Origin of the sequence: Bacillus sp. AFS055030 (genome assembly GCF_002574545.1) — a bacterium.
Classification (GTDB): Bacteria; Bacillota; Bacilli; order Bacillales; family Bacillaceae_G; genus Gottfriedia.
Genome location: NZ_NUGT01000006.1, coordinates 51,794 through 64,685, shown reverse-complemented (window position 1 = coordinate 64,685; position 12,892 = coordinate 51,794). Strand labels below are relative to the sequence as shown.

General features: G+C 32.6%; 14 protein-coding genes. 4 read left to right on the top strand and 10 right to left on the bottom strand.

What is annotated here, in order from left to right; translation table 11 throughout:
• Positions 1 to 163: 163 nt before the first annotated feature.
• Positions 164 to 922 carry a bis(5'-nucleosyl)-tetraphosphatase PrpE gene (prpE, locus tag CN925_RS02005; RefSeq protein WP_098844210.1) on the bottom strand — a complete coding sequence of 253 codons (759 nt, stop codon included), beginning with the start codon at positions 920 to 922 and terminating at the stop codon, positions 164 to 166.
• Between the two features lie 124 nt (positions 923 to 1,046).
• Complete coding sequence (locus tag CN925_RS02000) at positions 1,047 to 2,210, bottom strand: FtsW/RodA/SpoVE family cell cycle protein (RefSeq protein WP_098844208.1); 1,164 nt, start codon at positions 2,208 to 2,210, stop codon at positions 1,047 to 1,049.
• Positions 2,211 to 2,591: 381 nt separating this feature from the next.
• Between CN925_RS02000 and fabI the strand changes: the two genes are divergently transcribed.
• Positions 2,592 to 3,362, top strand: coding sequence for an enoyl-ACP reductase FabI (fabI, locus tag CN925_RS01995; RefSeq protein ID WP_098844207.1), 771 nt, complete (start codon positions 2,592 to 2,594; stop codon positions 3,360 to 3,362).
• Positions 3,363 to 3,528: 166 nt separating this feature from the next.
• Here the strand turns inward: fabI and CN925_RS01990 are convergent, their stop codons facing one another.
• Both CN925_RS01990 and CN925_RS01985 read right to left on the bottom strand, forming a co-directional pair.
• Positions 3,529 to 4,194: a DUF2642 domain-containing protein gene (locus tag CN925_RS01990; RefSeq protein WP_098844204.1), complete on the bottom strand. Its 666-nt coding sequence runs from the start codon at positions 4,192 to 4,194 to the stop codon at positions 3,529 to 3,531.
• Between the two features lie 372 nt (positions 4,195 to 4,566).
• Positions 4,567 to 5,040 (bottom strand): DUF2642 domain-containing protein, encoded by a 474-nt coding sequence (locus CN925_RS01985; protein ID WP_098844202.1) that lies wholly within the window; start codon positions 5,038 to 5,040, stop codon positions 4,567 to 4,569.
• 243 nt (positions 5,041 to 5,283) lie between these two features.
• Between CN925_RS01985 and CN925_RS01980 the strand changes: the two genes are divergently transcribed.
• Complete coding sequence (locus tag CN925_RS01980) at positions 5,284 to 5,787, top strand: CotO family spore coat protein (protein ID WP_098844199.1); 504 nt, start codon at positions 5,284 to 5,286, stop codon at positions 5,785 to 5,787.
• A 61-nt stretch (positions 5,788 to 5,848) separates the two neighbouring features.
• Here the strand turns inward: CN925_RS01980 and CN925_RS01975 are convergent, their stop codons facing one another.
• Positions 5,849 to 6,379, bottom strand: a complete 531-nt coding sequence (locus CN925_RS01975; protein WP_098844197.1) for a CotY/CotZ family spore coat protein — start codon at positions 6,377 to 6,379, stop codon at positions 5,849 to 5,851.
• Between the two features lie 268 nt (positions 6,380 to 6,647).
• On the opposite strand from CN925_RS01975, the gene CN925_RS01970 reads away from it, so the two are divergent.
• Positions 6,648 to 6,998 (top strand): DUF1360 domain-containing protein, encoded by a 351-nt coding sequence (locus tag CN925_RS01970; RefSeq protein ID WP_098844380.1) that lies wholly within the window; start codon positions 6,648 to 6,650, stop codon positions 6,996 to 6,998.
• Positions 6,999 to 7,052: 54 nt separating this feature from the next.
• Here CN925_RS01970 and CN925_RS21165 read toward each other — a convergent pair whose 3' ends face one another.
• The 5 genes from CN925_RS21165 to CN925_RS01945 all read right to left on the bottom strand — a co-directional run bounded on the left by CN925_RS21165 (position 7,053) and on the right by CN925_RS01945 (position 11,716).
• A complete protein-coding gene (locus CN925_RS21165) occupies positions 7,053 to 7,193 on the bottom strand; it encodes a hypothetical protein (protein WP_180232796.1) in 141 nt (46 codons plus the stop codon).
• 260 nt (positions 7,194 to 7,453) lie between these two features.
• A complete protein-coding gene (locus tag CN925_RS01960; protein WP_098844191.1) occupies positions 7,454 to 9,748 on the bottom strand; it encodes an ATP-dependent helicase in 2,295 nt (764 codons plus the stop codon).
• Positions 9,749 to 9,930: 182 nt separating this feature from the next.
• On the bottom strand, positions 9,931 to 10,362 hold the full coding sequence (locus CN925_RS01955; RefSeq protein WP_098844189.1) for a GNAT family N-acetyltransferase: 432 nt from the start codon (positions 10,360 to 10,362) through the stop codon (positions 9,931 to 9,933).
• Positions 10,359 to 10,874: a YjcG family protein gene (locus CN925_RS01950; RefSeq protein WP_098844187.1), complete on the bottom strand. Its 516-nt coding sequence runs from the start codon at positions 10,872 to 10,874 to the stop codon at positions 10,359 to 10,361. The genes CN925_RS01955 and CN925_RS01950 overlap by 4 nt, the downstream gene beginning before the upstream one ends.
• 113 nt (positions 10,875 to 10,987) lie before the next feature.
• Positions 10,988 to 11,716, bottom strand: a complete 729-nt coding sequence (locus tag CN925_RS01945; RefSeq protein ID WP_098844185.1) for an alpha/beta hydrolase — start codon at positions 11,714 to 11,716, stop codon at positions 10,988 to 10,990.
• Between the two features lie 116 nt (positions 11,717 to 11,832).
• On the opposite strand from CN925_RS01945, the gene CN925_RS01940 reads away from it, so the two are divergent.
• Positions 11,833 to 12,747 (top strand): DMT family transporter, encoded by a 915-nt coding sequence (locus CN925_RS01940; RefSeq protein ID WP_098844182.1) that lies wholly within the window; start codon positions 11,833 to 11,835, stop codon positions 12,745 to 12,747.
• Positions 12,748 to 12,892: the final 145 nt, after the last annotated feature.

The following is a 12,892-nucleotide window of genomic DNA, read 5'->3' as shown; positions in this document are numbered from 1 at the left end:
TGACAATATATGAATAATAGATTATTTTTAGTATGTAGTGTTTCTCCATGGGGATGGAAGAGACTAATATATTAAGCTGATAAGTGAGCGCTTACATTATCAGCAAAAAAGTAGGTTCCGATCTGAAACCTACTTTTTTTTGTATCTATTTAAGCTAACTTTCCTAAACTCTGCTTTCATTCTCTTCATAAAAACTAAATTTTTCTTCAATGTATGGCATGGAAGATTGTACTTGGGTATATTTCCGTTCTGGATACGAAAATGCTGTTAGTTTACCACCAAAGACTGCGCCAGTATCAATATTAATTGTATTATTTAATTCTCTTGGTTCCTTAATTGGGGTATGACCGTAAACAATTAATGCTTTACCTTTATACTCTTTAGCCCAATCTTTTCTAACAGGCATTCCGTTTGGAAGTACTTCTCCATTTATATCTCCATATAATACAAATGTTTTAACATTATTTGAATGCTTACCAATCATATCTTCACGTATACCCGCATGACTCACAACTAATTTACCATTGTCCAAAACATTATATAGAGGGGAGCCTTCATAAAGTTTTTGAAACGACGTCTGATAATGGCTTCGCTCTTTACTACTAACTGACTCCAATTCAGCAACTGTCGTTTCTAGCCCATGTTGAATTTTTACATTGCGACCAAGAAAATAACGATAAAGTTTATTACAATGATTCCCTGGTGAATAATGTGCTTTCTTATGCTTTATCACAAGTTCATATACTACTTTTATTACTGCAAGTGAATTAGGTCCCCGATCTGTTAAATCACCAACAAAAACTAATTTACGATTCTCAGGATTAACAGGAATATTATTCTCCCATAAATAGCCAAGTTTTTTAGTTAATTCAACAAATTCATCGTAACAACCATGAATATCACCTATAATATCGTATTTCATTCTATCAATCCTTTTTTCAAGTAATAATGGTAGTATGTCCTAAAAATAGCAACGTCTATAGTAAAAAACAGGGATAAAGATCTTCATTTGATCTTTATCCCTGTCTTTTTATATCTCGACTCTATTAGTCAAACATATACTTATTTGTTCTTGATCTTACATTAAGGATGAACCCTATTGCTAGAAGGTTTGTTGCTAGAGAGCTTCCTCCGTAACTTACGAATGGTAGAGTGATCCCTGTAATCGGTAGTAGACCAATTGTCATACCGATATTTTGGAAAATCTGGAAAGTAAACATTCCGACTACACCAGCACAAAGATAGCTACCAAATTTGTCATTACTTTCTAAAGCAATATGAATCATTCGATAAATCAATAAGAAGAATAATGAAATGACTACACTTGCTCCAATGAACCCATATTGTTCACATATTACTGTAAAAATAAAATCTGTGTGTGGTTCAGGGAAGTATGCTTCGCCGTTTTGGAACCCTTTACCTGTTAGTAAACCAGAACCCGCTGCCATTAGTGCCTGAGTAAGCTGATAACCTTGTGAAGGGTATTCATAAGGCGCTAACCATCCATAAAAACGATTTAACTGGTATTCTTCAAGCACATGTGATGTGAAAAATTCAAAATGATAAAAGTATAGATAAACCATGAAAGTTCCAAGACCAATCGTTAATCCAACTAGTCCAAGAATATAACGCCAACGTATACCAGAAATTAAAATCATTGTTGCGATAATTGCACACATAACCATTGTATTTCCTAAGTCAGGCTCTTTGGCAATCAATAGTAGTGGTGGCAATGAAATACCGAATATTTTACCTAAAAGTAAAATATCTTCTCTCTTTCCACGAACAGCGTACATTTCATTATGTCTTGAAATAATTGTTCCTAAAATAATGATCATAAAAATTTTCATTAATTCAGATGGTTGGAAGTTACCAACACCAGGTATGGTGTACCATGCAGTTGCACCTTTAATGGTCTTAGCACCTGGAACATGCAGTTCCAATCCTAGTAGAAGGAGTAATCCAAAACCATACATATACCAAATAACATTTTTATATCGATCAAAATCAATAATCATAATAAAGGCGATACCAACAAGCCCAATGATATACCATTTAATTTGTTGTGCAGCGAAATTGATGTTTCTTAGATTTGCAGGAAGGCTTGGCATTGCACTAGTAATTGCAAGATAACTTACAACGGCAATACAAAAAAGAATAAAAAGTAATTTAAAATCAATTTGAAAGGGAGATGTACGGTCTTCCTTCATGTCCTCACCTCTCTAATACATGTTTTATTAGTATGCTTTGAAATAGACACTTATAATGTACGACAATCATCATTATAAGTTATTTTTGCCTTTAAAGGAATTCAAAACTATAAACTCTTATTAAATAAACTATTATATTTATATTTTTCACTTTAAAGTATATATTGGCAGCTAGGAATAGAACTAGACGTGGTAGCCAATTCTAGGAAGTAAGTATAAGTGCAACTACGCCTCTGACTTCACTAAAAAAGGCTCGTCAGTCACCGATTTTTCTTTTTGTGGATAAAGCTATAGATAACTTTACTATTTTCAATTCATTGTATTTGTGCTACTATTTTAGTATCTAGTACTAATAACTAATAATAAAGGAGATTGAATGATATGATATCATTACAAGGCAAAACTTTTGTTGTTATGGGTGTTGCAAACTTCCGTAGTATCGCTTGGGGAATTGCACAATCATTACATAGCGCGGGAGCAAATTTAATTTTTACATATGCAAATGAAAGATTAGAAAAAGGTGTTCGTGAACTAGCTGACTCTTTAGAAAATCCTAACAATCTTTTAGTTCAATGTGATGTAACTAGTGATGAAGATTTAGCGAAATGCTTTGCTTCAATTAAAGAGCAAGTAGGCACAATTCATGGTGTAGCACACTGTATCGCTTTTGCTAATAAAGAGGATTTAAAAGGTGAGTTTGTAGACACAAGCCGTGATGGATATTTATTATCTCAAAACATTAGTGCATACTCTTTAGTTGGTGTAGCTCGTGAAGCAAAACCATTAATGGTTGAAGGTGGAAGCATTGTTACGCTAACCTACTTAGGTGGAGAGCGCGTAATGCAAAACTATAACTTAATGGGTGTATCTAAAGCAGCTCTAGAAGCTTCTGTACGCTATTTAGCGAACGATTTAGGGAAATACAATATTCGCGTAAACTCAATCTCTGCAGGACCAATTCGTACGCTTTCTGCAAAGGGAGTAGGCGATTTTAATACCATCTTAAAAGAGATCGAAGAAAAAGCACCGTTACGTAGAAACGTAACACAAGAAGAAGTAGGAGATTCTGCTTTATTCTTATTTAGTGACTTAGCAAGAGGTATTACTGGAGAAAACATTCACGTTGATTCAGGATACCATATAATGGGATAAGAAAGATAAATAGAAGTCAATATGACTTCTATTTTTTCCTTCCTTATATGGGTAGACGTTCTGTTAGTGAAATTAACCTAATATTAGTTAAAAAAAGTGCCTTCTTATGTTGATCATAAATAGGCACTTTTTTATTGTAAATGTGGCATTTTAATTTTATTAATTGTTACGGAATAAAAATTGACTTTAAGTGACGAAGACCTACTAATTTGCTTTCTCCTCTAGATGTAGTCAACTCTATGAAATTTGAGTCAATGGAACTCAATTTACCTATATATTCGTAATTTTCTCCGCTGTTCATTACCACTAATTCGCCAATCAATTTATTTAATTGAACGTCTAACGTGCGTGCTAAAGGGATATTAGAAGGATTAACAGGTAATAAATTATGGTTTAACATATAAGGGGTTTTATCAGTGAGATACGGGGTTAGCCACTTTAAATGCTGTAGGGATATATACATGATTTTATAAATCGGTGAATAGAATACAAAGTAATTATTCATAATGGTTGTAATAAAACCATGAAAAGAACGATTATTTGATAGATTAATTTCTACAAAAATCCCTTTGGCAGCAGTTAAGACTTTACGTAAGGATAACTCATCTTTTTCGTGTTCTAATTCTTGTAGGGAAGGAACAACACCAAAGGATTCTTCAAGTATACTTTCACTTAGATTATGAATATGAAGGAGTGGAATATAAAGGAAATTTTCACCATTGAAAACAACTAATAAATCATTTCCAACCTCAATTAAGATTCCATCAACATTACTGTTACCAGATATTTCAATTGTAACTTGTTTGTTGAGAAAATTTTTGAAACTTGCCATGATTTTCTCCTTTCTTAAAAAGATAAATCATTATTATTCAGACATGTTCATTTCTGAAAAAGGATTTTCAATTTTATTAATATAGGCATATCCATTTAGAATGATAGTTTGTCTAAATAAAATCAGTCATTTCATTTAAAGATCGGTAACAAAAGAATGTGCCTGTCTCATATGAATGAAAAAAGATTATTAAGTTTGTAAATTTTATAGTTGGATCATAACGGCATACTTCCAATTATTTATTGATTACCACTCAAAATTAAGTATCGTTTCAAATTACTTTATAATGGTTTTACATAATTAGAATGGCATCGAGGGTCAAAGTTTTAAAAAAAAGGGTCGTTTTAATTTATAAAACGACCTTTCTAAACATTATTTTCTTCTTCTTAATGTTTGGCTTGTCGTATTACTTCTTTCGTAAACTTCAAATTTTTCTCCGAAACTTACACTCTTGATATGATAAGTAGCAATATACACTAGTTCATCGTTAAAAGAAATTTCTACATAATCATGATTTGCATCAAGAAGAATACCTTCAACTTTGTCGTGGCCACCGCGATTAATTTTTACCCATTGTCTAACTTGAGAATTTAATAAGTCTACAAAATTCTCGTTTGGTAATAATTCAATCGTATTGTACATTTCATCAAAAGATAATCTACCTTTTGCAAATGAAGTTACGCTTTTAATATGAGTATAAGGGAAGTAAATTACACCTTCAGCCTCTGTAAAAAGCGCGATATGTGTTCCATATGCACCAAGTAATAAACCTTCTTTAGATTCATGACCTCCTCGACCAATTCTAACTCCTTTACCTACGAATACTGAGAATAACTCTTTATTCACTTTTTCATCGCTCCTTGTTTTTTCTGTGCGGTTACAATGTATTTATATGTGCCCTGTCAATTGTTTGTACTAGGATATTTGTCCAATTTATATGAATATGTTCAAAATTAGTCAAGTGTTGATAGGCAATTATATATTTATTTCGTTAAATTCGATCGGTTACTTGAATGCGAAAAAAGTAACATGATAAATATTCTCCGTTCATATAATTTATGAGAGCACACTTATGAGGGAGGAACAACGATGGCAAGAAAAGAGTCTAAAGAGGGTGTAAAGCCATTATTATATATTGCGCAGCCAGATTTTCAAGAAGCCAAGTTGAACATACAACACTCTTATGTGGTTAAAGTAACTAATCAGGATCAAAAACAAAAGGATAAAGAATATGTAACTTCTAAATACGTGGAAGCGGAAGAACTAGAGGAATTAGAAGATGTTGTGAATTTAGATGAACAAGAAGAACAACAAGAAGAACAAGAAGAACAAGAAGAACAAGCTGAAGCAGATAATAATTGGATGAAAAAACCATTTAAAGCTATGACGAATGAGGAAAAAGTTTTATTTATGATAAATAAGCCTCATTATATTCCAAAGGTTGAATGCCGAATTCGAACAGATAAGGATTTATATATCGGTTATATAATGGGTTACAACGAAGGGAAGGTTTCAATTAAAGTTTCTTCAAAAATTAATGACGTAGAATTGGATATTCAAAGTATCGTAAGTATTCAAATGGTAGGAATTTAAGGCGTTAAAAAGGTGGTAGATACATGATCTACCACCCATAGTTTTTTAGTTTACATTAAACTTACAGATTTGAAACGTGTACGTCACGTAAGCATTGGATTGCACAGAAGCAATCTAAATCAACAGTTACACAAGTGTTTGATGCTACAAACATTTCAGCGTCTACTAATTCGCAGAAAGTATTTTGGTTGTTGTTTTTGTTGTTTCCTTGTGCTGGATTAACAGGGACTAATGCTCTTAACACTGCACAGCAATCGTCATCTACACTTTCGACACGGAAAACAACAGTATCTTGGCAATTATTGACTTGTGCATTTTTGTTATTGTTATCTCCGCCGCCATCACGTTGTTGAGCCATGATTGGCATCATATTGTTATTAAATGCTGGTACTCTAAATAATTCACCGTTTGCTAAATACAATAGGAAAGGGCGAGTATTTGCAAGTGGTACATTAGGGTTAGCACCTAAAAATGGAACGTCACAACCTGTTGGGCAAGTGTTTGTTGCGCAATCTTGTAGATCATTTATGAATTTTACAACGTCACATACGCAATGGTTTCTTTTTTTGTCGTGGTTGTCTTTGCAACTCATCATTTTCACTCCTTATCACTTTAGATGGATATTACATTACTATGATATTAAGCAGGCGAAAAACGGTTACTGAAGATTGTTGCTTTTTTAGATAAATGGGCTTAGGAGCATGTAGTGCAGTTTCTGGATCTGTAATAGGGAAAAAAAGAGAGTAAAAAGAAAAGGGAGGAGAAGGGTTGGAAGGGATTAGAGGAGCATAAATGTAGGGTAAGGAGGTTTTATTCTTTTTTACCCCTTGCATCTATATCCCTTGTCCTTCGTACTTAAAATGGATATAAGTTGGTTGTTGCTATTCATCTTAATTTTGGCAAGCTTTCGGTTAACTCGTTTAGTTGTTCACGATAAAATAACAGCTTTTCTAAGAAGACCTTTTATTGATGAAATAACTCTTGAAGAAAATGGGATGCCAGTAACTTATACAAAGATTAAAGGAAGGGGGATTCAATATTTTTTTGGTGAGTTATTAAGTTGTACTTGGTGTAGTGGAATTTGGTGTACAGCGATTTTACTATTATTATATGTGTTCCTTCCACAAGTGGGAGAGTTCATCATCATTTTGTTAGCTATTGCAGGGGCAGCTGGCGTAATAGAAACGATTGTTAATAGAATGAATTCGTAATTTTAGGTAGAACGATTGAATATTCCTTTCATATACTATGATGAATAGACTTAATTAGGAGGGAAGATATGTATAATCAAGGTCAAGGTCAAATGACTCCTTTTCAATGGCAACAACTCCAACATCAACAACAGCAATACCAGCTGCAACAACAACAAATGCAGCAACAAATGAATCAAGCGAACTATAACCCATATTATCAAGGCGCTCCGGACGGCTATGTGAAAAAATCAGGTTGTGGCTGCAGCGGAAGAACAACTAGACGTTAATCCATAAAAAAAGGTGAGCAAAACTGCTCACCCCAGACTGCCCGAAAACGCTCGCTTTCTTCGTTGCTTCGCCTGCCTGCGGTGCTCATTACCGTCNNGAAAATCAAGTTTTTTGTACATTGTCTACACACTGAGGTGAGTAAAAAATGCTCACCTTTATTTTTTGAACAATAGTTAAATTCAATCTCATTTCTTATTAATAAAACGTCGAATTAATCTAGATGAATTAGCTTTTTTTCCTCTTCTTTTTTGAAGAATCGATAAGTATAATAGCTTTCTAGCTCGTGTACAAGCAACATATAGAAGACGACGTTCTTCTTCTAGTTGATCTAAGTTACCATTTTTTAAAGATTCTAAAGCATAATCATGAGGGAATCCCCCGTCTACTACACCGAGAATATAGACATAATCGTATTCTAATCCCTTTGATCGGTGAGCGGTTAAAAGCGAAATATTCCCTTGTGATGATTGATTTTTTTTCTGCTTATATTCTTTAAATTTAGCAGAGATATGAAATGCGTGTTCCACAAACTCTCTAATTGATTTGAAATTTTTACTTACGACCTTTAAATCTCTCAAATCATCAGAAGGTCGTTCGATTTTATTCGATTCATTTCCACGCTTTTTAATATAGTCAGTAAATGCTGAACTTTCTTCAATTCGCTCAATTGCTTCTAAAGGAGATGCATGTTTTAAATAGCGTAAAGTTTTAATCAGGTTTTCAATTTTTTTAATTTGAAATGGCGCCGCACTTTTAATCGTCGTAAAGGCTTCTAAGAAAGATAGATTTTGTAATACACTGTTCATCTTTGCATCTTGAAATGCTTGTTGTTTTAGGAAAAAGACAGGTAATATTTCTTTTAATGCTCCTTGGTGATCCTCATCCCCTATTAATAGTAAGAAAGAAATCATTTTTCGAATAATCGGTCGATCATAAAATGAGTCACCATCTTGGTCGATTGTAAATGGTAAGCTTGTTCCAATTAATCGCTCAAAAACGGCCCTTGAAGCAGTATTTGTGCGATATAAAATTGCAAATTGTCCTGGATTTGCACCATTATTAATTTTTTCTTTAATATCATTAATAATCATCGTTGCCTCTTCTTCTTCATCGTATGGAAAGAAGAATGAAGGTACTTGATCGTAATCATATTGGGCATGCATTGATTTTACAAAACGGTTTTTATTAGGCTTAATGACTTCGTTTGCCAATGATACGATCCCGTGGGTGGAGCGATAATTTTCACTTAAATGATAAATTTTAGATCCTTGGAAATGCTCTTTAAAATCTAAGATAAACCTCGGGTCACTTCCTCTAAAAGCATAAATTGATTGATCGTCATCACCAACAGCCGTAATATTTTCGGTATGTTGAAAAAGGATTTTTAGAATATTAAACTGGATTTTATTAATATCTTGAAACTCATCCACTAATAAACATTTAAATCGATTTTGATAATGTAAAAGTAATTCATTATTTTCATTTAACATTTCAAAGCAACCGAGTAACATATCGTCAAAATCAAATTGCCCATTTTGTTTTTTTAAAGATTCATAGCCTTCATAAAGAGAAGCGACTTGTTCTTCCCAAGCATCTTTTGATCTAATTTCATGTGGATAAATACAAGAGTTCTTCCATAAGCCGATTTGTTGAATAGCCTGGTCGTAAGCAAATGACTTTTCATCAATTTCAAGTCGTCGACCAATTTGCTTTAACATGATCTCCTTTTGAAAATCTGATTTAATTAAACGACTCGAATCCCATTTTGCACGATTGAATCGTAAAAGCATTTTATAGAAAATACTATGAAACGTACCAATTTCCATCTGTTGAATAGGGTAACCTAGACCTTTCAGCCTTTCTTTCATTTCTGCAGAAGCTTTTGATGTGAATGTTACGAGCATCATTTCATGAGGGAGGATACCGTTATTCATTAAATGCATTGCTCTAGTTGTTATGACTCGAGTTTTACCACTTCCAGCACCAGCAAGTACAAGTAATGGTGAACCGATATGTGTAACAGCCTTCCATTGCTGTGAATCTAATGAAATTTGATTGATTACAAATTCATCCGTCTTTTGTTCATTTTTTTTATATGGTGGGATATTGTAAAAAGGTAATCTGTTAATAAATTGATTTTCATCTGTTTTTTCGATTGTAGCTGTATTTGAGATTGAACGTTGAGTAGGTAGTTTAATAATACGATCATTCGTATTTTCGGTAGTAGAATGATTATGTTCAAATCTAGCAACTATTTCTTGCTCCAACTCTACGTTATGATTTTTACATGCTAGATTTTGCTCTTTGTTTATATGATAAAAATGAGGAATATCATAAATAGTTAAAGTGAAACTTAATTTTTGGTGGCAATTAACACATTTAACTTCCCCACGAATACTGGCTTGATATATTTCCTCATATCTTGAACGAGGGAATTCAGGTAAATAGATTGATTGATTTTGATAGTTTGCAATTTTCATTATTTTCCCCCTTAAAATTAAAGCAGACTCATCTATGTTACCAAAAAGATTTGTGTACGAAAAGTGAATTTTAATGGGAATAAATTATCTTTTCATATGGATTGAACGAAATACATTAAACACATAGTTTCCAAATCCCCATGAAAAAACTATGATTCAATTGAATCATAGTTTTAGTTTGTTTAATTTAATTTTAGTTTCATTTCTGCATGTGGAATGCCAGCTTCAAAAAATAGTTCGGAAGAGATTTTATAACCTAATTTTTCATAAAAAGGAATTGCAGATTCTTGTGCGTGTAGGACTAATTGATCTAATCCTTTTTCCTTTGCAGTTTTATGAATTAAGTACATAATTTCATTCCCAATTTTTTTTCCTCGATAGTTACTTAAAACGCAGATTCGCTGAACTTTACCAGTCGATTCAATTATTCTAAGTCGACCTGCAGCAATCGGTTGTTCTCCATCGTATGAAACAAAATGTATACATTTTTCGTCTAGGCCATCAAACTCTAATTCTCTTGAAATTTGTTGTTCCTCTACAAAAACTTCTACTCGTACTTTAAGAGCGTCTTGTATACTTTCATCTGTTTGAGCTACTATAGTGCGAAAGCTCATTTTTTTGCTCCTAATTTAAATGTTTCATATACTTCCCAAGCACCGTTTTCTAATTGGTAAACTAGTTTAAAGTTATCTACTACTTCATTGTAATTAAATTGAATCATGCGTAACTGACCTAGAATATCAGCAAATTCAGCATCTTGTAGTTGCTGACCAATTGTAATATGCGGTACGAATGCATAGTCTTTTATTTCTGGGAACGCGCCAGAGTGCATTTTTTCATGAAGCTCTTTTAATGCCTCAACAGGTGTAACTTTTAAATAAATGACATTATTTACTGGTGCAAAAGAACTTACTTTATTAATTTCCAATTCGAATGGTTCAATTTGACTCGCAATTTCATTTAATTGTGAAATAATCGTTGGAAGTTGGTCTTCACTTATTTCGAATCCACTTCTTACTGTTACATGAGGAGAGATTAACGTATAAGCTGGATCAAAACGTTTTCTATACTCATTAGCCTTATCTTGAACGAAATTAGATGGGAAAATAACAACGCCACATTTCATAAAAATTACCTCCTGTTTTCGATACTATATATTTTAATTTGAAAAAATTAACGAAGGAAAAATACCTAATATTAATTATACCAAATTTTTTGAAAATCGCTAAGTTTCATGAATTATTTTGCTAAACTAATTTTTAATACGTCTTCAAGCTGCTTTTCCCAGTTTGTCCATGTATGGTCCCCATCATATTCTGCATAATGTAATTCTACAGGGAATTTAGCTAGATAATCTTTTAATTGTAATCCACCTTTGACAAAATTAACCCATTGCTTACTCGGTGTGAAAACATTTTCTTCTTGTTTTCCAACAGTTTGAACAATGGATAGAATTGAATTTAATTTTGTTTTCTTTAAAAATTCGATCACATCATCGTTCACAAATGGTGATTGCATAATGACTTGTCCAAATGTATTAGGATATGTAAAAGCAGCTTGTAATGAAACTGTACCACCTAATGAATCACCGATTAATGTTCTGCTATGGGCTAAGCCAAGTAAAGGTAAGTGATCATCTAAATATGGAAGTAATTCCTCAGCTAAAAAACGAATATAATTTTTTTGTCCAACTTGAGAAGGGTGATATAGTTTAAAACGCTCCTCTGGTGAAGAATATGGAATTCCTACAATGATTGTAGGTTGAATTGAACCTTCTTTTGTTAATTTTTCAATTACACGATGAACTTTTCCTAAATTAAAATAGTCTTGTCCATCTTGGGCAATTAATAAGTGATGTTTTATTAACGGTGTGTACATGCTTGAATAGTATATTGTAAATGTAATTTCTCTTTTGATGTGTTCACTATATAATGTATGTTCTTCTCTAGTACCATTTGTTTGAATCATAAAATGTCTCCTCTTCTTTTCCCTAGGATGATATAATTAGATGTTACTTCATAGTAAAAATTTAGAAAAGTAAAATGTATTAAACGCTTACAAAATAAGTGTAAAAGAGGTGAAACATGAATAAAAAACAACCTAATGCAATGATGTCTCTATTATTTTTGTCCATTATTGCAATTTCAACTTCAGCTATATTAGCGAAATGGACAAATGCTTCTCCATCTGTTTTAAGCATGTATCGCCTCTGGTTTACGTGTATATGGATGCTTCCATTTGTATTGAAGCGAAAAAATGAATTAAAAGCTTTAAAAAAATCACATTATAAATCATTTGCTTTAGGTGGTTTAATGTTAGCAGTCCATTTTATTTTATGGTATGGTTCATTAGTTTTCACTTCAGTGGCGAGCTCAACGATTATACTAGCTCTCCAGCCATTAGTTGCAATGATTCTTGGATTCTTTGTCTTTAAAGAACGTACGTCTATGCAATCTAAAATATGTATGATTATTGCTATTATTGGTGTATGTCTAATAGGATTCGGTGATATCGGCTTAAGTATGTCAGCGTTTAAAGGTGATATTCTTTCATTTTTAAGTGTAATTGCTGCAGTACTCTATTTAATGGTTGGACAAACAACCGTAAAAAATACATCTCATTGGGTGTATAGTTTTTGGGTATTCGCATTTTCGGCTGCATTTTTAACAATCTATAATCTCGTAACGATGGATAATTTCTTTCATTACCAATCAAAAGATTGGATCATTTTTATCGCATCTGCCATTATTCCTTCATTAGCACATATCATAAATAACTATTTATTAAATTATGTAAATGCTACAACGATCTCAATGAGTATACTCGGTGAACCAGTCGGTGCATCTATTTTAGCATTTTTCCTTCTTAACGAAATGTTAACCTCGTTTCAGTTAATTGGGGGTACAATCGTTATTGTGAGTGTATTCTTGTACTTATATCAACAACAAAAAGAAGTAACATCAATACAAGTCAAAAAAGATAATTCTTCATCAGCTTAAATAATTTCAATAAGGCTTTCAAAACTTTCATTTCGTTTGAAAGTTTTTTTGTTTTTTAACTAAAAATAGGTAGAATAGATAATAGCGATTTGAAAAATATTCCATATATTTTTATTAAGCAATTAAAGGAGAAAAAGAGCTACAT